General features: G+C 62.2%; 18 protein-coding genes and 1 pseudogene. 6 read left to right on the top strand and 13 right to left on the bottom strand.

Features of this window, described 5'->3' with window-relative positions:
- Window positions 1-54: 54 nt before the first annotated feature.
- From KI613_RS02870 to KI613_RS02860, 3 genes are read right to left on the bottom strand one after another with little or no spacing between them, the layout of a single operon-like run.
- Window positions 55-525 carry a WbuC family cupin fold metalloprotein gene (locus tag KI613_RS02870; RefSeq protein WP_226403716.1) on the bottom strand — a complete coding sequence of 157 codons (471 nt, stop codon included), beginning with the start codon at window positions 523-525 and terminating at the stop codon, window positions 55-57.
- Window positions 522-4,001: a DNA polymerase III subunit alpha gene (gene dnaE, locus KI613_RS02865; protein WP_226403715.1), complete on the bottom strand. Its 3,480-nt coding sequence runs from the start codon at window positions 3,999-4,001 to the stop codon at window positions 522-524. Before dnaE ends, KI613_RS02870 begins: the two co-directional genes overlap by 4 nt.
- Window positions 4,002-4,043: 42 nt before the next feature.
- The gene (locus KI613_RS02860) at window positions 4,044-4,700 is read right to left on the bottom strand and encodes a Crp/Fnr family transcriptional regulator (protein ID WP_226403714.1); all 657 of its coding nucleotides are present in this window, start codon (window positions 4,698-4,700) and stop codon (window positions 4,044-4,046) included.
- Window positions 4,701-5,004: 304 nt separating this feature from the next.
- Between KI613_RS02860 and KI613_RS02855 the strand changes: the two genes are divergently transcribed.
- On the top strand, window positions 5,005-5,499 hold the full coding sequence (locus tag KI613_RS02855) for a hypothetical protein (RefSeq protein WP_226403713.1): 495 nt from the start codon (window positions 5,005-5,007) through the stop codon (window positions 5,497-5,499).
- 112 nt (window positions 5,500-5,611) lie between these two features.
- Here KI613_RS02855 and KI613_RS02850 read toward each other — a convergent pair whose 3' ends face one another.
- Together KI613_RS02850 and KI613_RS02845 are read right to left on the bottom strand one after the other, a co-directional pair.
- A complete protein-coding gene (locus KI613_RS02850) occupies window positions 5,612-6,892 on the bottom strand; it encodes a cytochrome-c peroxidase (RefSeq protein ID WP_226403712.1) in 1,281 nt (426 codons plus the stop codon).
- Between the two features lie 58 nt (window positions 6,893-6,950).
- Entirely contained in the window at window positions 6,951-7,253 is a 303-nt protein-coding gene (locus KI613_RS02845) for a DUF4242 domain-containing protein (protein WP_226403711.1), read from the bottom strand.
- A gap of 216 nt (window positions 7,254-7,469) precedes the next feature.
- Between KI613_RS02845 and KI613_RS02840 the strand changes: the two genes are divergently transcribed.
- A complete protein-coding gene (locus KI613_RS02840) occupies window positions 7,470-7,784 on the top strand; it encodes an antibiotic biosynthesis monooxygenase family protein (protein ID WP_226403710.1) in 315 nt (104 codons plus the stop codon).
- Between the two features lie 153 nt (window positions 7,785-7,937).
- Window positions 7,938-8,726 (top strand): enoyl-CoA hydratase, encoded by a 789-nt coding sequence (locus KI613_RS02835; protein ID WP_226403709.1) that lies wholly within the window; start codon window positions 7,938-7,940, stop codon window positions 8,724-8,726.
- Here the strand turns inward: KI613_RS02835 and KI613_RS02830 are convergent, their stop codons facing one another.
- Window positions 8,727-11,285 (bottom strand): putative bifunctional diguanylate cyclase/phosphodiesterase, encoded by a 2,559-nt coding sequence (locus KI613_RS02830; protein ID WP_226403708.1) that lies wholly within the window; start codon window positions 11,283-11,285, stop codon window positions 8,727-8,729.
- A 122-nt stretch (window positions 11,286-11,407) separates the two neighbouring features.
- On the opposite strand from KI613_RS02830, the gene KI613_RS02825 reads away from it, so the two are divergent.
- Both KI613_RS02825 and KI613_RS02820 read left to right on the top strand, forming a co-directional pair.
- Entirely contained in the window at window positions 11,408-12,511 is a 1,104-nt protein-coding gene (locus tag KI613_RS02825) for an exo-alpha-sialidase (protein WP_226403707.1), read from the top strand.
- On the top strand, window positions 12,508-13,065 hold the full coding sequence (locus KI613_RS02820) for a hypothetical protein (protein WP_226403706.1): 558 nt from the start codon (window positions 12,508-12,510) through the stop codon (window positions 13,063-13,065). The genes KI613_RS02825 and KI613_RS02820 overlap by 4 nt, the downstream gene beginning before the upstream one ends.
- A 53-nt stretch (window positions 13,066-13,118) precedes the next feature.
- Here KI613_RS02820 and KI613_RS02815 read toward each other — a convergent pair whose 3' ends face one another.
- From KI613_RS02815 to KI613_RS02800, 4 genes and pseudogenes are all read right to left on the bottom strand, one after another.
- Complete coding sequence (locus KI613_RS02815) at window positions 13,119-14,102, bottom strand: SdiA-regulated domain-containing protein (protein ID WP_226403705.1); 984 nt, start codon at window positions 14,100-14,102, stop codon at window positions 13,119-13,121.
- 18 nt (window positions 14,103-14,120) lie between these two features.
- Window positions 14,121-14,795, bottom strand: coding sequence for an FxDxF family PEP-CTERM protein (locus tag KI613_RS02810; protein ID WP_226403704.1), 675 nt, complete (start codon window positions 14,793-14,795; stop codon window positions 14,121-14,123).
- Window positions 14,796-15,044: 249 nt separating this feature from the next.
- Window positions 15,045-15,845 carry a response regulator gene (locus KI613_RS02805; RefSeq protein WP_226403703.1) on the bottom strand — a complete coding sequence of 267 codons (801 nt, stop codon included), beginning with the start codon at window positions 15,843-15,845 and terminating at the stop codon, window positions 15,045-15,047.
- A 210-nt stretch (window positions 15,846-16,055) separates the two neighbouring features.
- Window positions 16,056-16,763: pseudogene (locus KI613_RS02800) on the bottom strand (pirin family protein).
- A gap of 201 nt (window positions 16,764-16,964) precedes the next feature.
- On the opposite strand from KI613_RS02800, the gene KI613_RS02795 reads away from it, so the two are divergent.
- The gene (locus tag KI613_RS02795) at window positions 16,965-20,051 is read left to right on the top strand and encodes a CHASE domain-containing protein (protein ID WP_226403702.1); all 3,087 of its coding nucleotides are present in this window, start codon (window positions 16,965-16,967) and stop codon (window positions 20,049-20,051) included.
- A 51-nt stretch (window positions 20,052-20,102) separates the two neighbouring features.
- Here the strand turns inward: KI613_RS02795 and KI613_RS02790 are convergent, their stop codons facing one another.
- The 3 genes from KI613_RS02790 to KI613_RS02780 are packed head-to-tail and all read right to left on the bottom strand — an operon-like array spanning window position 20,103 to window position 23,022.
- Window positions 20,103-20,729, bottom strand: coding sequence for a ParA family protein (locus tag KI613_RS02790; RefSeq protein WP_226403701.1), 627 nt, complete (start codon window positions 20,727-20,729; stop codon window positions 20,103-20,105).
- Window positions 20,726-22,051, bottom strand: a complete 1,326-nt coding sequence (locus tag KI613_RS02785; protein ID WP_226403700.1) for a TAXI family TRAP transporter solute-binding subunit — start codon at window positions 22,049-22,051, stop codon at window positions 20,726-20,728. The genes KI613_RS02790 and KI613_RS02785 overlap by 4 nt, the downstream gene beginning before the upstream one ends.
- On the bottom strand, window positions 22,048-23,022 hold the full coding sequence (locus KI613_RS02780) for a quinone oxidoreductase family protein (protein ID WP_226403699.1): 975 nt from the start codon (window positions 23,020-23,022) through the stop codon (window positions 22,048-22,050). Before KI613_RS02780 ends, KI613_RS02785 begins: the two co-directional genes overlap by 4 nt.
- Between the last annotated feature and the right edge of the window lie 16 nt (window positions 23,023-23,038).

The following is a 23,038-nucleotide window of genomic DNA, read 5'->3' as shown; positions in this document are numbered from 1 at the left end:
ATATTTCAATGCATCTAGTCCGCTAACGAACGGCGCGCCCGGGATTTGGGCGACTCAGATGAACAGCTCTCGCAGCTCTTTCAGGTAGTCGACGGCTGCAGGTGACCCCTCGGCGGGCGCCCAGGGGGCGCGTTCGGTTTCGGCGACAGGCACGTAGGGGCCAGCCTTGGCCTCGAAGAAGACGGTGCCCGGTTCCAGCGCGAGAACTGTATGGAAAACGCCATGCGGAATGTCGATACCGATGGCCTCGCCGCCGGCCTGCAGCACGATGCTACGGTCAACGGCATTTTCGCCCCGAAAAATGACAATTCCCAGTCGCCCACGGACGACAAGCAGCGTCTCATCCTTGTCGGGATCGAGGTGTCGGTGTGGAGCGACATACGATCCGGGCTCGATGGCAATCAGCAAACGGTGGGCTGGATAGGCATCCCCCGGATGAAAGTTGCGATTTTTGCGCCGTCGAGGTGCCTGCTCCGCCTCGACAGTCAGGCTATCGAGCAGCGCCCGGTCGATCAGCGTCGTCACGAATAGATTATTTCGACGTTTTCCGGCTGCAGCCAGCCTGACAAGGCTTCAAGCAAGGCGTCGTCGAGCCTGACCCGCAGGTCTTTGCCGAGTTGCAGCTCGCACTCGGCGTCGGCATTGCGGTAGCGCACGCGCACCGCCGCCGGGCCCGGCGCAAATGGCGCCAGCAATGACTTCAACTTGTGCGCATCGGAATTGGCGTTCATTTTGAGCAGCAGATGCCGGGCGAAACGGGCCCGGGCTTCGCCCAGCGTCATAAGCTTGTCGGCGGTAACGCTGTTGCCACCGGAAAAGTCGTCGTAGCGCACCTTGCCTTCGATAATCAGAACTTCGTCGGTGACGATCTTGGTGCGTTCGGCTTCGAACAGTTCGTTGAAGACCGTGACCTCGATCATCCCGGTGCCGTCGTCCAGTTGCACAAACAGCATCTTGCCGCGCCGGGTCATCTGGGTGCGCACGCCGACCACGACGCCGGCCAGTGTCGTCAGTTCCTTCGATGGTTCCAGCCGGTTGAGCGGCCGGCGGACGAAGCGCGACAGCTCTTTCTTGCAGGTGTTGTACGGGTGGCCGGAGAAGAAGAAGCCGAGCGCCGTCTTTTCTTCCATCAACTGCGTCTTTTCGTCCCAAGGACGGACGTTCACATATTCCGGTGCATGTTCGTCAGCGACGTCACCGACGTCGAACAGGCTGGTCTGCATGGCATTGCGTTCCAGCTGCTCGGCAAAGTCCATGGCAATGCCGACGGTGGCCAGCAGCTTGCAGCGATCGGCGCCCTTGCCCGGCGCGACCAGCGGCGCGATGGCGTCAAAGGCGCCGGCCTTGATCAGCGCCTCGGTGGTGCGGCGATTGACCATGCGCTTGTCGCAGCGCTGGCAGAAATCGAACAAATCCTTGAACGGGCCGCCGGTCTCGCGCGCCTTGAGGATGACGTTCACCGCCTGCTCACCGGTGCCTTTGACTGCTCCCAGGCCGTAGCGGATGGTACCGCGGTCGACTGGCTCGAAGCGGTAATTCGAGACATTGACGTCCGGCCCGAGCACCTTGATCTTGTTGGCGATGGTGTCTTCGTAAAAGATCTTCACCGAGTCGGTGTTATCGAGATCGGACGACATCGTCGCCGCCATGAAGGCCGCGCAGTGGTGCGCCTTGAGCCAGGCGGTGTGGTAGGTGACGACGGCGTAGGCGGCGGTGTGCGACTTGTTGAAGCCGTATTCCGCGAACTTGGTCATCAGGTCGAACAACTGCTCGGCGAGTGCCGGGTCGTAGCCCTTCTGCTTGGCACCGGCCGCGATGGTCTCGCGATGCAGGGCCATTTCCTCGGCCTTCTTCTTGCCCATCGCCCGGCGCAGCATGTCGGCGCCACCGAGCGTGTAGCCGCCGATGATCTGCGAAATCTGCATGACCTGTTCCTGATACACGATGACGCCGTAGGTCGGCGACAGGCAGGCAGTCAGGTCGGGGTGGAAATAGTCGATCTTCTGCTGGCCCTTTTTGCGCAGGATGAAGTCGTCGACCATCCCGGAACCGAGCGGGCCGGGACGATAGAGCGCGAGCACAGCGATGATGTCTTCAAAACGGTCGGGCGCCAGCTTCTTGAGCAGCTTCTTCATGCCCTCCGATTCAACCTGGAAGATCGCCGTCGTGTTAGCGTCCTTGAGAATCTGGTAGGCGGCCGGATCGGTGAACCCGAGGCTCATCAAATCGAGCTTCTCGCCGGTCATCCGGCGGATGTACTCGACGGCGAGCTCGATAATCGTCAGATTTCGCAGGCCAAGGAAGTCGAACTTGACGAGGCCGACCTTCTCGACGTCGTCCTTGTCGAACTGCGAGACGGTTGAAGCATCGCTGCCGGTGGCCTGATAGATCGGGCAGAAATCGGTAATCTTGCCCGGCGCGATCAAAACGCCGCCGGCGTGCATGCCGACGTTGCGCGTCAAGTCCTCAAGACGGCTGGCCAGGTCGAACAGTTCGCGGACGGTTTCGCCATCGCCGTCGCCCTGCATCATTTCCTTGAGCTGCGGCTCCTGCTCCAGCGCCTCGGCCAGCGACACCGGCTTGTTCTGGACGATCGGAATGAGCTTGGAAATCCGGTCGCACATCGAATACGGCAGCCCGAACACCCGCCCGACGTCGCGGATTACCGCCTTCGACGACATCGTACCGAAGGTGGCGATCTGGCTCACCGCGTCGGCGCCATAGTGCTGACGGACGTACTCGATGACGCGCCAGCGGTTGTCCTGGCAGAAGTCGATATCGAAGTCGGGCATCGACACCCGTTCCGGATTCAGGAAGCGCTCGAACAGCAGGGCGTAGGCCAGCGGATCGAGGTCGGTAATGCGCAGGCTGTAGGCGACCAACGAACCGGCGCCGGAACCCCGGCCCGGCCCGACCGGCACGCCATTGTTCTTGGCCCAGTTGATGAAGTCGGCCACGATCAGGAAGTAACCGGGGAAGCCCATCTGGAGGATGGTCTTGCACTCGAAGATGAGGCGCTCGTCGTATTCCGGCCGGCGCTGGGCGCGCACTTCGGGGTCTGGGTAAAGCTCGGCGAGGCGAACCTCCAGCCCTTTCTCCGCCTCATCGACCAGATATTCGCCGATGGTCATGCCCGGCGGGATCGGAAAATCGGGCAGGAAGTTCTTGCCCAGCGTCATCGTGATGTTGCAGCGCCGGGCGATTTCCAGCGTGTTTTCCAGCGCCTCCGGCAGATCGGCGAAGAGCTCGACCATGTCGGCCTGGGTCTTGAAATACTGCTCTTCCGTGTACAGCTTCGGCCGCCGCGTATCGCCCAGCACGTAGCCTTCGGCAATGCAGACGCGGGCTTCGTGGGCGCGGAAGTCGTCGCGGTTGAGGAACTGGATCGGATGCGTCGCGACCAGCGGAATACCCGTTTCGCCGGCCAAATCGGCCGTCTGCTGGACGATGGCCTCCTGCTGCGCCTGGCCGTAACGCTGCACTTCCAGATAAAACGCGCCGGGAAAGATCGTTTCCCAGGCCTTGGCCCGCTCGCCGGCCAGATCGAAATTGCCGTTCAACAGCGCTTCGCCGACATCACCGAGATGCGCCCCGGACAAGGCGATCAGCCCGTCGCAGCCAACCTCGCCAAACCAGTCGCGATTGAGTTCAGCCCGGTCACGCCGGCCTTCGACCAGATAAGCCTTGGTCAGCAACTGGCACAATTGCTTGTAACCCGCGTTGTTGCGCGCCAGCAGCAGCAGGCGATAAGCATCGTCCGGCGACTCCGGATTGGCGATCCAGACATCCGCCCCGGCAATCGGCTTGACCCCCTTGCCGCGCGCCCCGGTGTAGAACTTGACGAGGCCAAAAAGATTGCCCAGATCGGTCAGCGCCATCGCCGGCATGCCGTCGCCCGCCGCACGCTTGACGGCATCGCCGATGCGCACGATGCCATCGGTGACGGAGTATTCGGAATGGAGACGGAGGTGGACGTAGCGCGGCGAATTCATGGGCGACATTTTACCGCGGCCGGCCGGAGCGTTCCCGATTACATGATCACGCTAGCCCTCGCTGACCACCCGCCGCAAACCGGCCACGTCGCGAATCAGCGAAACGCCGCGCCGCGTCTCGACATAATCCAGCGCGACAAACTCGCCCAACAGCCGGGCCACCACCTCGCGCGTCGTCCCCAGATGGAAAGCCATCTGCTGCTGCGTCATCGCCAGGGTTCCGGCGGAAGATGCGTGCGTCAGCAGCAAGTTGGCCAGCCGCTGGTTGAGCTTGAACGAATGCACCTCTTCGAGCTCCGCCATGAGCCGGAAAACCAGCGTCGATAACGTGCGCACCGTCAGATCGCGAATCACCGGCTCTTCGGCGAACAGGGTCCGAAACAGCGGCCCGGGCAGGAAAGCCAGCGTCGTTTCCGCCACCGCCTGGACCCAGGCCGGATAGAGCAGATCGTTGAACAGGCTGTTCAGGGCAAAGACGCAAGTCTCGCCGGCATCGATCAAATACATCGTCGCTTCGGTCCCATTCGGCGCCAGCGAATAAACCCGCAAGCGCCCTTCGAGCACGAAGTAGGCCCCGGAAATCTGCTGCCCCTTGAACAGCAACGGCGCCTCGGAAACCGCGTACCGACTCACCACGCCCTCGCGCAGACGGCTCTTGCCAGCCGCCGTCAGGCTGGAAAACGGACTGAAATCCTCAAGCTTGATCATCGCCGGACCTCTCGTGACCGACCACCTCCCTGCTCGCGGTCTGGCGACGAAAATCAGGCACGTCACCGATCGGCAGTGCGGGCGAGTTTAATGCCACAGGAATTACCGAGGCAAGAACACGGCAAAATGCACTGCTACGGTCAACCGGAAAAAATGAGCAAAATTGAAATCGTCTGATCCTCCTATCCAATAGCATATTGGAAGGGCATTCGAATCATGCGAAAGTTATGCCACCTACTACTAGTTGACCTCATGCACTTGACAGCAGTGACCCAACGCCTCCCTTCCTTTGAATTCAAATTAAATGGTATTCGTGCTCTATTTCTTCGTAGGATCAGCCTTGATCTTTGCCGCTATCGCGGGCTCATACTCACTAGCCATCGGGGGCCTTGGACTCGGCGCCGCCTACTACTTGTTTCGCGGTTCTCGGTGGATCAAAAATGAAGGAACACTATTCCCCGAAATCGCTCTTCCGGCCTATGACCACAGCGATTTCGAAGTGATCAGTGAATCGGAAGATGAACTGGTGATTCGCGGCAGCATACAAGCGCTAATCATCAATCGGCAAACCAAAAAGGTCACGAATCTCAAGCGTGTTCTTTGCTCATTTGATCGAATCAAATACATTCGCATCCACTACTCAGGGGCGAACAGTGATGGAGCCAAACCCGGTTATTCCGTTTTCCTTTCACTTGGCGTCTTCTCGTCTATATCGCTAGGGGAGTCCAGTGACCCAAGCAGCGCATCCAGGGTCGCTGCCAAGCTCAGCACATGGACCGGCAAACAAGTGGTTTCTTGAGTACGCAACCGAAGCGGGATGGCCAGCGCCATTTGCCCTCTTTCAAACCCGATTTAATTTTTACCCGTTTTTTCCGGTTGACCGTAGCAACTGCCCCACGCCTCCCCAAAAATCACCGTTCCCTCTTTCCCGCCTCCACCACCAGCCGGTCGCTGCTCAACGCCTCCAGAAACGCCACGAGGTCTGCCACCTCCATGTCGCCTATCGGTGAACGGTCGGCCTTGCCGAGTTGGCGGTCGTCGTTGAGCCAGGTGTTTAGTTTGCCGGAGCGGCCCAGTTGGGCGCTGGCCATGATGCGGACGACGTTTTCGAGTTTGTCGACCGAGCCGTTGTGCAGCCAGGGGCCGGTCAGGGCAACGTTGCGCAGCGAGGCGATGCGCCAGACGCCGCGTTTGCCGTCGAGCAGCAGGTCGTATTGTTTTTCGTAGGGCGTGGCGTTGGCAGGGAAGATGCGGAAGGCCGATTCGCCGCCGATCAGGCCGGCGTCGCTGAAGCTGGGGCCGCGATGGCAGAGCACGCAGCCGGTCGATTCGAAGAGCGCCATGCCGCGTAGCTGGGCCGGGTTGAGCGCCGTGGCGTCGCCGCGCACGAAGCGGTCGTAGGGGGCGTCGGGCGTGATGAGCGTGCGTTCGTAGGCTGCGATGGCCTGGGCGACGCGCTCGAAGGTGATCGGCTGGCGGTTGCCGAAGGCGCGGGCAAAGTCGTTGCGGTAGCTGGCGTCCTGGCGCAAACGACGCTCGGCTTCGGCGGGCGTGGACAGGCCCATCTCGATGGGGTTGAGGATCGGCCCCGTGGCCTGTTCTTCGAGCGAAGCGGCACGACCGTCCCAGAATTGGCGCGACATGAAGGCGGCATTCCAGACGGTGGGTGTGTTGCGCGGGCCGCTCTGGCGGTCGATGCCGAGCGCGGTCGGCCGGGCATCGGCGCCGGCATGGGTGTAGAGGTCGTGGCAGGCGGCGCAGGACAGCGTGCCGTCGCCGGAGAGTTTCTTTTCGTTAAAGAGCCGCTGGCCGAGCGCCACCTTGGCCGCGCTGCCGGGGTTGTCGGCCGGCTCGGGCGCCGCTTCCGGCAGGGCTTCCCAGACATAGTGGGCTTGGCGGGCTGGCGCCGGGTTGATGAAGCCAGTGTCGAATTGTTCATCGCCCCTAGCCGCCACGGCCTGCATGGCCAGCAGGGGCGTGATTGTCTGTTCGGGCAGGCGTTCGATGGCCAGTGCGACGGCCATCTTGATCCCGAAGGCGACAAAGCCCATGCCGAACAGGCCGGTGAGCAGCCAGCGCCCGGCAACGTTGAGGCCGGCAAACGGCCCGAGCTCGCGGTGCACCATGAAGGCGAGCGTGGCGAAGCCAATGAGGACGGCGGGGAGGCCGATGGCTAGTAGTGCGTTGTCCATGATGGAACCTTTGGGATAACCAGCGGCAGGCGATAGCGGCCCGCCGCCCGGCCGGCAATCAGGCGCGACGACGGAAGAAGGTGTCGTCCGGCGTAGCCGTGGTGATTTCGCTGATGTCGTCGTAGGGCAGACCAACGCGCTCGTGGGCGCGACGCACCGACTCGGCGTCCGGCGCCAGATTCAGGCAGAAGGCGCGGCCTTCGGCAAAGCCGACATGGGTGCGCAGGGGAATGACACCCTCGGCCTGACAGGCGGTTTCGTACTTGGCGAAGAAGGCTTCGAATTCTTCCGGGCTCAGTTGCGCCGGGAAGGTGCCGCGAGCGCGGTCGTGGGTGTCGAGAAAATAACGCATGGCTTGCATTTGGCGGTTCTCCTGAAATGGCGACGGGATACTGCGGAATCAACGTTAATCCCCGGCCAGGAGGCGGTCTGTACCAAAAGCTACACAAGGATTCGGCTATGCATATGGCGTGGAAATGCGCGGAATCGGGGCGTAAAATCGGGCCCGGTTTGTGGCGACTGCCGGCCGCCATGTCTTCGCTCCAAGCGGGCGACCTACCCCCTGAAAGGATCAGCCATGTCTTCACCGGCACAAACGCCGCAACCGCCATACTTCGCCGTCATCTTCACCTCGGTCCGCACCGCGGCAGACAACGACTATGGCGAGACGGCGAAGCAGATGCTGGAACTGGCATCCGGACAACCCGGTTTTCTGGGCTTCGAAAGCGCGCGGCAGGAGATCGGCATTTCCGTTTCGTATTGGGCCAGCCAGGAAGCCATCAAGGCCTGGAAGGAAAACCTCGTTCATCGCCAGGCTCAGGGCCGGGCGAAGGACTGGTACAAGGCATTTCGCGTCCGCGTCTGTCGTGTCGAGCGCGAGTATGGCTTCTGACCGTATTTCATTTTTGGCCATTTTTCCCGGTTGACCGTAGCAATCACCCGGCATGGAAGCGAGCCCGCCGCTCGGAGTAGAATCACCAATCCCTGATAAACCCAAGCCCCTTGCCGGCGATGCCGCCGGCGAGGCAAATAATCCGGAGACACCATGACCACCACCGAACCCCTCGTTCTGCGCACCGACCGCGCCGACGGCCTGACCACGCTGACCCTGAACCGTCCCGGCCAGTTCAACTCGCTGTCGAAGGACATGCTGAGTGCCCTGCAAGCCGAGCTGGACGCCATCGCCAGCTCCAGCGGCGTGCGCGTCGTCGTCATCGGCGGTGCTGGCAAGGCCTTTTGCGCCGGCCACGACCTCAAGGAAATGCGCGGCAATCACAGCAAGGAATTCATGCAGGCGCTGTTCAAGCAGTGCGGCCAGGTCATGCTGAGCATCACCCAGATGCCGCAGCCGGTCATCGCCCGCGTGCATGGCATCGCCACGGCGGCCGGCTGTCAGCTGGTGTCGATGTGCGATCTGGCGGTAGCGGCCGATGTCGCCAAGTTCGCGGTGTCGGGCATCAACGTCGGGCTGTTCTGTTCGACCCCGGCCGTCGGTCTGGCCCGCAACCTGGGTCGCAAGGCAGCGCTGGAAATGCTGCTCACCGGCGAATTCATCGACGCCATGGAAGCCCGCGCCAAGGGACTGGTCAATCGCGTCGTGCCGCTCGATGCACTGGATGCCGAAATCGAGCGGCTGGCCGGCAACATCCTCGGCAAGAGCGCCGTTGCCATCCGCATGGGCAAGGGCATGTTCTACAAGCAGCTCGAAATGGGCCTGAGCGAGGCCTACGACTACGCCGGCGAAGTGATGGCCTGCAACATGATGAGCGAGGATGCCGGCGAGGGCATCGACGCTTTCATGCAGAAACGCAAGCCGGAATACAAGGGCTGCTGATCACCCGGCCGGCTGCCAATCGACTGGCAGCAGATTGCGCGCCGGCCGGCCGATGTAGTAACCCTGGGCGCGTTGTACTTCAAGGCCGACCAGTTCTTCCAGGACCTCGGCCGACTCGACATATTCGGCGACCACGGTGATGCCCATGTCGCGCGCCAGCGAACGGATGCTGGTCACGAAGGTGCGGTCCTTCTCGCTGTTGAGCATGTTGGCGATGAAATCACCCTCGATCTTGAGATAGTCGATCGGGAAGCGACGCAGGTAGTGGAAGGATGAAAAGCCGGAGCCGAAATCGTCGATCGCCAACTTGAATCCGTCGCTCTTCAGGTCATTGAGGAAGCGTTCGAGCAACGACAGGTTTTTGACGGTATCGCGCTCGGTAATCTCGAAAACGATGTTCTGCGGCAAGATGCCGCTCTTCGTGACAAGACGCCGCAGGTCGCGGGCAAATTCATTGAAGACCAGCGCCCGCGGCGACAGATTGATGAAGATTTCGCCCCGGTGCCCCTGGGCCGAGAGGATTGTCAAGGCCTGTTCGATGACCAGCATGTCGAGCCGGTGGATGACCCCGATCTTTTCGGCAATTTCGACGAATTCGTCGGCGCGGATGACCTGGCCGTCAAGTTCGATCCGGGACAGAACCTCATAGGCCACGATCTTCCGTTCGGCAATATCCAGAATTGGCTGGAAGAAAGGCACGACGCGCTTCGCCTCGATGGCCTCGAGGACCATGACGCTCTTTTGGGTGATGTCGCGGAATACCGAAACGATATCGTCCTGAGTCGGTACGGTGACTTGCCCTTTGCCGGCCGCCTTGGCCCGATACATCATGTTGTCGGCAAAGAGCAGCAGATCCTTGGCGTTGTCGGCATGGTCAGGGAAAACCGCCAGGCCGATCGATGCCGTACCGCGCACGTGGGCGTCCTGCGGCGTCGCCACGTCGAGCGACTCGATCGCCTGGCGAACCCGCTCGGCAACCATGACCACGGCGTCGGTCTCGGCTTCCGGCAGGAGCACGACAAACTCGTCTCCGCCGTAGCGGGCAAGAATATCGCCATCGCGCAATGCCCCCTGCACCTGGCGCGCCAGACGCTGGAGATAGGTATCGCCGACGGTATGGCCGTAGTTGTCATTGACCAGCTTGAAATTATCGAGGTCAATCAGCAACAAGCCAAAACTGTAGCCGTGACGCTTGGCCCGGCCTATTTCATATGAGCTCAATTCCCAGAAAACGCGCTGGTTGAAAAGGTCGGTCAGCGGATCGCGGGTGGCGTAATACTCGAGGTCGCGGGTGTATTTGTAGATAGCCTTGACCGAGCCGACGACATTGAGCAAGGTGGACAAAACGCTATCCATGACCAGGTAACGCGTCTCGTCGTCAAGCACACCGGCATGCACGCCGATGCCGACGATACCGCCGATCTTCGGTTTATCGACGAAGAAGGATTTGACGCGCAGCGCAACCTCGTCCTCCGACAGCTCGATGGGCTCACCTTGCGTGCCGGAAAGATGGTGGTGGATATTGCACACGCCGATATCCCCGAAGCTCGGCAAGGCAGCCAATTCCTTGCGAATATGCTGCTCCATCATGATGCGGGTTCGCTCGGTGACCGGCCCCAGCCAGAAAACCTCCAGATCGAACATCTCGTCATCGATCTTGAAAATGGAAAACAGCGTATGGGCTGGCAGCACGCTGTTGATATCAACCAGCAGGCGTCCAACGTATTCGCGCCAGTCGCGCACGACGTCCGAGGTAATGACGAATTTTTCGAGCAGCCCGATCTCGAACATCAGGATGTCCTTGTCGACGGCAATCGCGCGCAGTTTTTCCAGCAAGCGGCCGAGCCCGGCAAAAACGCGATTCAGTTCGACAAAACCAAAGTCGTGTTCGGCCATGGCAATCCGCCGCAAATCGCCGACCGCATTGACCTGATCGAAATCCGCCTGGAGGCCTTCAAGCGAGCCTTCGATCCGCCGCCCGACCCACCACACGGCCGCGCCGGCCAGCAAGGCCGCCAATGGCACGAGCAGGGCAAAAGCCAGGTACAGGTCGCGCCGGGCATCGGCCAGCAGGCTGGCGTATTCCTGGCGAACTTCGACTGCGCCGAGGACAGCTCCAACCTCGGCATTACGGTGGCAGCGCAGACACTTGGCCTCGGCAACCAGCGGGTAGATGTGGCGAGAGTAATCGACCGTATCGCGCCGCAGGGGCTTGCCGCTGGCAACCACGGTCGTCAGATCGGCATCGAACGGCGGCTGCTCGATTTCATCGTAAAGATCGACGACAACCTGGCTGCGGTAAATCTGCACGGTCAGCCCGTTTTCCTTGCCGGCCGCGGCGATCGCATGCAGAAAGGCATCGGCCTGGCTGCGTCGCCAACCCTGGCTCATCAGCTGGTACATCGAGGCAAAGGTAATTCGAGTGGTCGCTTCGGAGGCGCGGGCCGCATTGGCCCGTACGACATTGTCAAAAATACGATCGAGCGACCAATAGGCGCCACCGAAGAAAAGCGCCGCGACGACAGCCGATGCGCCGAATACGAAGTATTTAATCCGCATTATTATTTACCCTCCCAGGTGCGCATGATTATCCCCGAATTTTCGGCGCAACGATGTGACAAAATTGGGCAAATAAGCAAATTTCACCGCTCACCAAGGCAAGCCGGTTAAACTTCTGCCCCATGCCGTTTTCCTACCGCCCCGTCCTGCTTTTCCTGTTCACTGCGGCGCTGGCCGGGGCTTTCTGGCGCACCCCGGCGCCCGGTGCACCAGGATTCGCCCAACCTCCGGCAACCACGCCATCGACGCTGCCGCCACTCTTCGTTAATGAAATGCTGTGGCGCGATGCAGGATTGGCCGCTGCTGCCCCCAACCTGACCGAATTGCCCGATGGCCGCATTGCCGCGGCCTGGCTGGCCGGCCCGGAAGACGCCATGAGCATCCACTTCAGCGTGCGCGATCGTGGCGGCTGGCGCAGCCCGGTGCTCATCGCCACGGCCGAAAGCACGGCCGGCGGCACCTTTGCCCAGATCGGCCGGCTTGGCAACCCGGTCCTGCATGCCGAAGGGAGCTGGCTGCATCTGTGGTACGCCAGCAGCACGCTGGGCAGCTCGATCAACCATAGCGTGTCGACCGATGGCGGCAAGAGCTGGAGCAAGCCGGCCCGCCTGCAAACCTCGCCGTTCGCCAATTTCGGCGGCGCCGTGCGGACCGCCCCCGTGCCGCTGGCCGATGGCGGCCTGGGGCTGGCGATCAGCCACGACTTTATCGGCCAGCACGGTGAATGGCTGCACCTGTCGCCCACCGGGCAGATTCTCGACAAGGCTCGCCTGGCCGCCACAACCAGCACGCTGCAACCGGCCGTCGCCGCCCTCGACGAACAGCGGGCAATGGCCGTCCTGCGCGATGCCGGCCCGGCGCCCGGCTCGGTCCGGGTGGCGACGACGGACAACGGTGGCCAGCGCTGGCAGGCCGGCGAAGCCCTTGCCGTGGCCAATCCGAATTCCTCCGTCGCCCTGCTGCGCCTGAAGAGCGGCTGGCTGCTACTCGCCGGCAACCCGGCCAGCGGGCGGCAAGCCTTGTTGCTCTGGTTGTCGGCCGATCAGGGCAAAACCTGGCAGGAAGTGCGCACGGTCGAAACCGCCCCCGATGGCGGCGCCGACTACGGCAACCCGTCCCTGCTGCTCGGCCGCGACGGGCGCATCCACCTCGCCTACGACTGGCGCCGGCAAGGCATCAAACACGTTGTTTTCAGCGAAGCCTGGCTCGATGGAGGGCAGCCATGAACCTGCTCGCCGCCTATGGGCTACTCGCCCACGCCCTGATTTTCGGGGCGCTGACCGCCCTCGTGCCCTTCGGCGAGCTGCGCGCCCGCGTCGCGCTGGCAGCAACGACGCTGGCCCTGGTCGTCGGTATCGCGCCCGGCATGCACGCCTTTTTCGGGACGCCGTCACTGACCTTGGTGGCGCTGGCCATCCTGCAATTGGCCGACAAAACGCCATCGCCGCTGGGCTACCGCCCGGCCCTTGGTCTGCTCGCTTTCGCCGTGCCGTTCTATGCGGCGTCGCTCGGCTTGGGTTCCTTCGATCCGTATGCCCTCGGTTATCAGCCGACACTGTTGCTGGCCGCCCTGCTGCCGCTCGGCCTGGTCTTGTGGTGGAAGCGGCTCGACATCTGGCTGGCGATTCTCGCCGTCGACCTCGCCGGCTACGCCAGCGGTGTTTTCGCCAATCTGTGGGATGTCCTGCTCGACCCGCTGCTCGTGCTGCTGGCGCTGATTCTCGTCGTCCGCCAGATCACCATCCGCCGGCTGGCATCAAAAATCGGCAAGGCCGGCTGAGTCAACGAAAACGGGGGCCGAAGCCCCCGTCTGTCTCACTGAAAACCGGCGGATCAGGCCGCCAGCTTCCTGCGGCGGGCCACGGCGCCGAGCAGACCAAGACCGGCCAGCAACATGGCGTAGGTTTCCGGCTCGGGAACCGGCGCGGCCAGCACGATGAGCCGCGAACGAGCCAGGCTGTCGAGTACGCTGCCGTCCTGCTCCTGCTCGGCAACCAGATAGATGACGCCCTTTTCGTCGATGGTCACGCCTTCGATTGCGTTGTGCGGAACGATACCGGCCAGATCGAGGCTGCTCTTGATGACACCGCTGCGGGTGACTTCAAGCAGGGTGTTCGAACCCAGGCTGAGAATCAGCAGGTTGTCGGCAGCCGTGGTGCCAACCAGCGAATTGACGCCGGAGAGTGTCTGGACGTCAGACAGCGTTGCCAGACCGAGGGAGCTGGGGTTGAACAGTTGCGTCATGTTGGCCACACCGCCGCCCGAGGCGAAGCTCAGGGTGCCGCCAAGAATGTCTTCCGGGCCTTCCTGCTTGACGGTAACGAAGCTGCCGCCATTGCGTGCATCGTAGCTGATGCCTTCCATGCCGCTATTGCCGACGGTGGCGTTGCTGATCGACACGCTGCTGTTGGCCAAAGCGGCAGTACCGCCAGCCGCGTAGCTGAAGCGATAGGCGTCGTACAGGCGCTCTTCGCCGACGACCAGAACGCCACCGCCCAGATAGGTCAGGCCTTCGGTGTCATGTTTGGTACTGCCGGTATTGGCCCAGTCGAAGCTCATGTAGCCGAGCGTCTGGCCGGTCTTGGAGATTTCTATGACGCCGGTGCCTTCGTCGCCGACGAAGAATAGCGAGCCACGATCCTGAGCGTAGGTTACGGCCGAGGCTTCCAGGCCGGAAATGCCGCCGCTGGTGCCGTTAAACGCATCCAGCGAATAGACGCCGCTCACCGCGTAATTGGCCAGATTCAGGGAATCCGCAGCGTGCGCGGCAAAGCTGCCGGCGGCGGCAAGGGCGAGAAACAAATGTTTGAGTTTCATGATGAGTTCCTTTCGGGATCAGTGTTGACGCTTGCGTGCCACGGCGCCGATGAGGCCAAGACCAGCCAGCAGCATGGCGTAGGTTTCCGGCTCCGGAACGGCGGCGATGCTGCCCGGCGAACCGATTTCGCTCGCGCTGTTGGCGGCCACGAAGGCGCCGTTGATACCGACGACGCTAAGCTGGGAAACGGCCGTGTTGTTGAGGCCGGCAGCGTTGTCAAAGCTCTGGTAAGGCGAGCTCGAATCCGATGCGCCGAAGGTAACCTTGGCCTGCAGGGCGCCGGAGGCGTTGAAAATATTGAGCGCGTCGCTGCTGGTGCTCAGGCCGATGCCCGAGCCACTGTAATAGCCAACGGCCAAGCCGGCCGGAACGCTGCCGCCAAACCAGTTGGTCTTGAAGAGTTCGGTTTTGGCAGCATTCCCTTCGAGAAAAATCACCGATTGGCCAGCCGCAATGTTGGTAATACCGTTAAGGGCTGCGCCAGCAGCAAACGAATTCGAGCTGTCATCCACCTTCCAGCCGGTGATGTCGACCGCGCTGCTACCGGTATTGGTCAGTTCGAACCAGTCGGCGCCTACCGGCGAATTGCCGCTGCTCCACGGAGCGACTTCGGTGATGGTAACGGCGGCGGACGCAGCAAACGAGGTGGCTGCCAACACAGCCGCGGCGAGGTAACGCAAAGAGTTGCTCACAATTGCTCCAATTCATTCGGAATAGGGAAAATGACTCCCTGCGGCCGGATGCAAGTTCAACCGATATCAGCAGCCGGGGAATGTTCCGAAGATTGGCGTGCGCACATTGCGCGCTTGTGACACAGGGTGCAAACGGCATAGTCCAAATGGATCATCGCTGCGTTTTTCGCGCCCAGAAACCGTGAAATTGTTGGCATTGCACTGCGAAAACCAACCGGGAAGCGCCGCGCTTCGCCGGTGCGAGCGCGCTTAGCGGGTCAGCGCTTCGCTGATCAGGCGGCGAATGCTGCCGGCCTCGAAGGGTTTGTCGCAGATGGCCGAAACGCCGGCCCGCTCGACGGCGGCCAGGCGGCCCATGTTCTGTTCGCTGGTCACCATGAGCACCGGCACCTCGGCCTGCCAGCTTTGCGTGCGGATGTATTCGGTCAGTTCGCGACCGTCCATTTCCGGCATGTTGTAGTCGGTAATCACCAGGTCGACCATGGCCTGTTCGAGCAAGGCCACCGCCTCCTTGCCATTGACCGCCTCGGTGATGCGTTCGATGCCCAGCTCGGTGAGCAGCCGGCGCAAATGACGGCGCGACGTCGGGCTGTCATCGACGAGCAGGACGCGCAGATTTTCGATTTCCGCCACATCAAGATCTTCCGGCGGGTTCAGGTAATCGGCGGCGGCATAGAGCGCACGCGACAGCTGCTGTTCGTTGAAGGGCTTGGCGACGATGCTGCAGGCGCCGGATTGGCGCACCGGTTCGAGCACCTGCGGCCGGGTTTCGCTGGAGACGAGAATGAAGGGCACGGTCTCGAAATCGGGATCGGCACGCATGGCAGCAACCAGTTCGGTGCCAGCCAGATCAGGCAGGTAGAGGCTGCTGATCACGATGACATTGGCGCTTTCAGCCTTGAGTGCCACCAGCGCCGCACTAGCCGTGTCGACCGTGGTGACTTTTTTGACGCCCTGATGCTCAAGCATGCGGCTGACCAGATGCGCCTGCATCTGTGACGGCTCGACAAGAATGATAGCCAGGTCAGCCAGCGAGGTAGTCAGTGCCATGCGATCACTCCGGAACAAAAGGGAATGATCTCACTATAGCAGTGCGCAGGCGGCCGGGGGGCCACCTGCTCCAGCCTTTATCCGCGCAGATGGGCGGCGGCGATGCTGGCGACGACTGCGTCAACGCGCTTGCCGTGGCCGCAACCGGAGTGATAAACGACGATGGCCTGGCTCACGCTGTTTTTCTTTTGGTGTTTTTTACAGGTCGGGTTATGCAACAGGCGGCAGGTCAAAGAGCAGGAATTCCGCTTCTTCACTGGCTAAAAATTTGAGATCGCTTTCGTCGGCTATCTTGGCGCCGTCACCGGGCATTAGATTTTTGCCGTTTATTTCCAGTTGACCTTAGATAACGTGCACGTAGCCCAGCCGGCCGCCCGGCAGGCGGTAATCGATGCTTTCGCCGGGCGCCAGCAGGCTGGCCCACAAACGGGCATCCTGGCCGATGGTCGTGCTGCCGTCTGCACCGTCCGGCGAGGCAACCAGCCGCCAGCGACCGCGCAACTCGTCGAGCGGCAGGGCCTGTTGCTCGTAGCTGGCCGGCGTGCCGCGCTGCGCCGGCTCGATCCAGATTTGCAGCAGGTGCGTTTCTTCGTCGGCCGAGGGGTTGGACTCGCTATGCAGGATGCCCTTGCCGGCGCTCATGCGCTGCACTTCGCCGCGCCGGATCAAGCCGCCGTGGCCGAGGCTGTCCTTGTGCTCGAGCGTCCCGGACAGGATGTAGGTGACGATTTCCATGTCGCGATGGCCGTGCCGGCCGAAACCGGTGCCCGGGGCGACACGGTCTTCGTTGATGACGCGCAGGGCGCCCCAGCCCATTTCGTCCGGGTCGTGATAATCGGCGAAGGAAAAACTGTGCTTGGCGCGCAGCCAGCCGTGGTCGGCGTAACCGCGTTCGGCAGAAGGGCGAAGCTGGATCATGGCAGTCTCCTGGTGAATTATTGGCAGTGATTAGTCAGCATCGTGTTCATGGTGTTCAACATTAAACGGCGAATAGTTGCAACGCTGCCTGCCTTCCGCGCTATGGCGGGCTGACATAGGGCCTCGATTCAGGTACTTGACCCGGTCCACAGGGTCTCCGGATAGTGCTATCGTGAGGCGCATTCGACATAAAGCACAACCGTGAAAAAGCCTAGGCCAAGCCCGTTCGACAACACCCAAACTGGCCGCTATCTTCCGCAGTTCCTGCTGCATGAAGGTGGCGCCTGGATTGCGCTTTGCATCATTCTGGCCATCACGGCAGTGCTCTACGGCATCGTTCGGCAAAGCACCGAGGAACAGATTTACCAGCGATTCCTGTACCGGGCCGAACAGGAGCGGAGCACCCTGCTCTTTCGCCTTCAGGCCCACGCCCAGGTCTTGCGCGGCGCCGCCGCCTTCGTCGAGGCGAGCGATAACGTCACCCGCGACGAGTGGCAGAACTATGTGCGCAACCTGCACCTCGACAAAACGCTGCCGGGCATTCAGGCCACCGGCTTTTCACTGATGATCCAGCCGCGCGACAAGGCGGCGCATGAGCAAATGGTCCGGAGCCAAGGCTTTCCGGGCTACGCCATCAAGCCCGACGGAAGACGCGAGCAGTACAGCAGTATCGTTTTTCTCGAACCGTTCTCCGACCTCAATCAGCGCGCTTTCGGCTACGACATGTTCTCCGAACCGGTTCGCCGACGGGCTATGGAACGGGCGCGGGACAGCGGCGAAGCAGCCTTGTCGAGAAAAATAACGCTGCTCCAGGAAAACCAGGCTCAGCCCCTGCCGGGCTTCCTGATTTATCTGCCGGTATTCGGCAGCGGCCTCCCGCATGACAGCATCGAGGAGCGCCGGGCCGCGCTGCTCGGTTTCAGCTATGCCGCTTTCCGCGCTGGTGACCTGCTCGGCGGCATCTTCAACCCGGACAACAAGGACGTCGAAATCGAGTTGTACGACACGGCAATCGCGCCGGAAAATCTGCTTTTTGACTCGCACCTGGCGCACAAGGGGAGCAGTTACGGGCGCCAGCGCGTCACGCTGCCGATCGAATTTGGCGGCCACCAGTGGATGGCCCAACTGCGCAGCAGTCCGGAGTTCGACCGCATAACCCGGACGCCATTGCCGTTGAGTATCGCCATCGGCGGCATTCTGGGCGCCCTAGTGGTGTTTTTCTGGCTGCGCCGCAACGAGCGCTACAGACGGCACATCACGAGCTACGCCGAGCGCCTGGGCAAGAACGAGAAACGCCTGAGAACGCTGATCGATACCCTGCCCGACATCGTCTGCCTGAAGGATGGGGAAGGCCGCTGGACGGAGGCCAACACCGTCCTGCTGCGCATGCTGGGCCTGAGCAACACCGATTACCGCGGCTCGACCAGCCAGGAGCTGGCCACCTCGGGTCGGTTCGATACGGCGCCACTCCGCATGCTGGCGGCTTCGGACGAGGCCGTCTGGAGCAATGGCGAATGCCTGCATGACGAATTTATTTTCCGCGACAGCGCCGGCAGCGAACAGGTTTTCGACATCGCCAAGGTGCCCCTGTTTGGGGCCGACGGCAGCCGGCAGGCGCTGGTCATGGTCGGCCACGACATCACGCCGCGCGTCCATGTCGAAAAGGAACTGCGCTCGGCCGAGCGCAAATTCCGCGGCCTGGTCGAGCAGTCGCTGGCCGGGGTCTATATCATCCAGGGGCAGTATTTCCGCTACGTCAATCCGTGGTTTGCCAAGGTCTTTGGCTACGACTCGCCGGAGGAAATCATCGACCGGGTCACGGTCATCGACCTGGTCGCCCCGCAAGACCGGCAGAAGGTTGCCGACAATGTCCGGCGCCGGGAAAGCGGCGAAATCGAGGCCCTGCACTATGGTTTTACTGGCCAGTGCCGGGATGGCAACACGGTAGAGGTCGAAGTATTTGGCACCTCGGTGGATTACGAAGGCCAGCCGGCGGTGATCGGGATCGTCATCGATGTCAGCAAACGCAAGCAGGCCGAGGCTGAACTGCAACGTTACCGGACACACCTCGAGGAACTCGTCGCTTCCCGCACGGCTGACCTCGAACTGGCCAAGGAGGCCGCCGAAACGGCCAATCGGGCCAAGAGCACTTTCCTGGCCAACATGAGCCATGAACTGCGCACGCCGATGAATGCCATCATCGGCCTGACGCACATCGTGAGCCGGCGGAGCAGCGACCCGGATCAACGCGAAAAGCTGGGCAAGGTCGACAAGGCTGCCGGCCACTTGCTGTGCCTGCTCAACGACATTCTCGACCTGTCGAAAATCGACGCCGAACGACTCAAGCTGGAGCAGACGTCATTGCACCTTGGCGTCATCATCGCCAACATTGAAAGCCTGGTCGGCGACAAGCTGACGGCCAAGGGGCTGCAATTCAAACTCGACATCGACCGGCAACTGGCCGAGACGGAATTGCTCGGTGACCCGTTGCGCCTGCAGCAGATCCTGCTCAACCTGGTCGACAACGCCGCCAAATTCACCGATCGGGGCAGCGTTTCAATCCGCGCCACGACGGCCGCCGAGACGGCGCACACCCTGACGGCTTGCCTGGCCATTCAGGACACCGGCATCGGCATCCCGCCCGAGGCACTGGAGCGCATCTTCTCGCCTTTCGAACAGGCCGACGGATCAACCAGCCGGCGCCATGGCGGAACAGGTCTGGGCCTGGCCATCGTCCGCCGACTGATCCGGCTCATGAACGGCAGACTGGAACTGGACAGCACGCCGGGCGAAGGCACCACCTTCACGCTGACCATAGGTTTCGACAAGGCGGCGCCCGAGACGGCCTCACCGTCCACCGCGCCGCCCGGTGAGGCGGACGACACCTGGCTCGGCAGCTTCAGCGGCAAGCACGTGCTGCTGGCGGAAGATGACCCGATCAACCAGGAAGTCGCACTCGAACTGCTGCAATACCTGCCCGGCCTGGTGATCGATGTCGCCGACGACGGGGCTGTCGCGCTGGAACGCGCCAGCAAGAAACGCTACGACCTGATCATCATGGACATGCAGATGCCGAACATGGACGGCCTGGCCGCCACCGCCGCCATTCGCCGCCTACCCGGCTACGCGGCGACGCCCATCCTGGCGATGACGGCCAATGCCTTCACCGAAGACAAGGCGCGCTGCCTGGCGGCGGGCATGTCGGACTTCATTGCCAAGCCGGTCAAGCCGGAACTGCTTTACGCCAAGCTGGGGCAGTGGCTGGACACGAAGGCCGAGTCGGCCTGATTTCGTTTTTGGCCGTTTTTTACGGTTGACCGTGAGATCGGGTCGAATCGATTAGTTGGCGTCGACCCATTTGATGATCGCCTGCCATTGCTCGAGATCGCGCTCGGCGCGCGAGGGCGGCAGGTCGAAGATGGTCATGCCGGCCGCCGTTGCCTGGACATAGGTCTGCGTGTCACGCAGGTAGGCCAGCACGGGCAGTTCGAAAGTGGCGAAGAAGCGTTCGAGTTCGCCGGCGGCACGGGTCCGCGCATCGACTCGCATACCGATCACGGCGACGTCGGCCTTGCCCTTGCGCACGGCCTTTTCGGAGAGTAGTTCGGTCAGAAAATGGCGCGTCGCCAGCATGTCGAACATCGATGGCTGAACCGGCACGATAACCCGCGTCGACAACTTGAGCACGCGCTCGAGCATCTTGCCGTGCAGGCCGGCCGGGGTGTCGAGCACGACGTGCGTGGTGCCCTTGGGTGGCCGGGATATCTTGTCTTCACCAGCCTCCCAGGTATCGATGGTGGGCAGGGAGAACGGGCGTATCCCCAGCCATTCGCGCGACGATTGCTGACGATCGATATCACCGAGCATCACCTCGGCGCCACGGTTGGCGAAATAGCCGGCCAGATTGGTCGCGAGCGTGCTTTTGCCGGAACCGCCCTTGGGATTGGCGACGAGAAAAGCCTTCATGCTTGAGATTCCTTCTTGTCGAGGATGTGGCGAACCAGATTGACGTGTTCGCGCAAGGTATAGGCCAGATCGGTGAAGCCGAGCGGAATATGCAGGGCACTGGCTTCATCGTCGAGGGCATCGAGCCGGCTGCGATAGTCGGCCAGTTTGGCCGGATCGAAATGGAGCTTGAGGTCGTCTTCGAGAAATTTCAGCTCGCCGTAGATCCGGAAAACCTTGGAGCGCACCCGCCAGTTGTAAAGCGCCGGCGCCACCTTGAGCAAGGGGATGAGCAGGACGAAGACCGGCACCAGCATGACGATTAGCCGATCGGCCAGGACAGCCAGCCAGAACGGCAGGTAACGCTGCAGGAAGGACGGGCCGGTCTTGAAGTAGCGCGCTGCTTCGGGCGACAGCGGCAGCATCTGGTCCATGTAGGACGGGAATTCGCCGGCATCCTGGAAGAAGCCGGATTTGCCATGCACCTCGCTGGCCGCCTGGAGGAGCAGCGCCTGCAAGGCCGGATGGAGGTCGTCGCGGACGATCAGATTGGCCGTCGGGGCCAGCACCTTGATGTCTTCCGGCGGAAAATCGCGGACCAGATCGGCGACGCCCTGCGGAAAGGTCAGCTTGGTCAGGAAAGGAAAGCGGCGCTGGTAGGCGCGGTCCTGGGCGAAGCTCATGAGCCTGACGCCGGGCGAGCGGATCAATACCTGAACGACCGGCGCCGTTTCGGCAGCAATGATGAAGGCGGCGTCGATCCGCCCCTGCTGCAGCTCTTCAGCCGCCGATAGGCCGGCCAGCGGAACCAGATGCTTACCGGCCGGAATTTCGTTGGCGTCGAGCAACTGCTGCGCCAGCTGTCGCACCCCCGAGCCTTCCTGGCCGATGGCGATGCGCTTGCCTTTGAGTTCGGTCAGGCGGGTCAGCACCTTGTCGCCGCGATAGAACACCCAGACCGGCTCGTAGAAAACGCTGCCGAGCGAGAGCAGGCCGGAGTCGTCGACGGCATCGGGATCTTCTTTGGGCGGCACGACGCCGCCCTGGACGAAGCCGATCTGCACCTCGTCATTTTTCAGACGCTCCAGATTTTCGAGCGAACCGGCCGAGGTCCGAACCTCCAGCGTGATGCCGTTCTTGGCCAGGATGGTCGCGTAGCGCTTGGCGAACTGGTAATAGGCGCCACTTTCGGCGCCGGTGCTGATGGCAATTTTCGTCGGCGGCGCCGGTTCGACGAACTGGTAGGCGACTGCGAAACCGATGCCGGCGAGCAGGACGATCCACCAGGCGGTGGCGAACAGGTCGCGCAGCGAGAGCAGCCCAGCCTTGATCCTGGCCATCATGGCAGCAGGATGGTAGAACCCGTGGTCTTGCGCGCCTCGAGATCACAATGCGCCTGGGCGGCGTCCTTCAGGGCGTAGGTCTGGTTGACCTCGATCTTGACCTGGCCGGAGACGACGACATCGAACAACTCGCTGCCCAGCGCGACAAGATCTTCGCGCTTCGCCGTGTAGTTCATCAAGGTCGGACGGGTGACGAACAGCGAGCCTTTTTGCGACAGCACGATGAGGTCGAGCGGCGGCACCGGGCCGGAGGCATTGCCGAAGGAAACCATCATGCCCATGGGGCGCAGGCTGTCGAGCGAGCCGGCAAAGGTGTCCTTGCCGACGCCGTCATAAACCACGGCGACGCCTTCGCCGTTGGTGATTTCGCGCACACGCTGGGCGAAATTCTCGGTGCTGTAGTTGATCACGTGATGGCAGCCGTGTGCCTTGGCCAGCTCAGCCTTGGCCGGCGAGCCGACGGTGCCGATCACCGTCGCGCCGAGCGCCCGCGCCCACTGGCAGGCGATCAGCCCGACGCCACCGGCAGCAGCCTGGATCAGCACGGCATCGCCGGCTTGCACACGATAAGTCTTGCGTAGCAGGTAGGCCGCCGTCAGGCCTTGCAGCATCATCGCCGCGCCGGTTTCGAAGGAGATGGCGTCGGGCAGCTTGAGCAGGCGATGCGCCGGAATATTGCGCACTTCGGCGTAGGCGCCAAGCGGCCCGCCGGCATAAGCGACGCGGTCGCCGACCTTGAGTTCGCTGACGCCCTCGCCGACCGCCTCGACCACGCCGGCGCCTTCCATGCCAATGCCGGAGGGCAGGGTGACCGGATAGAGGCCGGTGCGGTGATAGACGTCGATGAAATTGAGGCCGACGGCGTGGTGGCGAACCGTCGCTTCGCCGGGGGCCGGCGCCGGCAGATCGATGGCTTCCCAGGACAGCACTTCCGGGCCGCCGTTTTGATGAAGTCGAATGGCGTAGGGCATGGTGATCTCCTCGTTG

The organism is Ferribacterium limneticum, from assembly GCF_020510585.1.
Lineage (GTDB): Bacteria > Pseudomonadota > Gammaproteobacteria > Burkholderiales > Rhodocyclaceae > Azonexus.
Note: the sequence above shows the minus strand (reverse complement) of the source record. Positions and strands in the feature narration are given on the sequence as shown.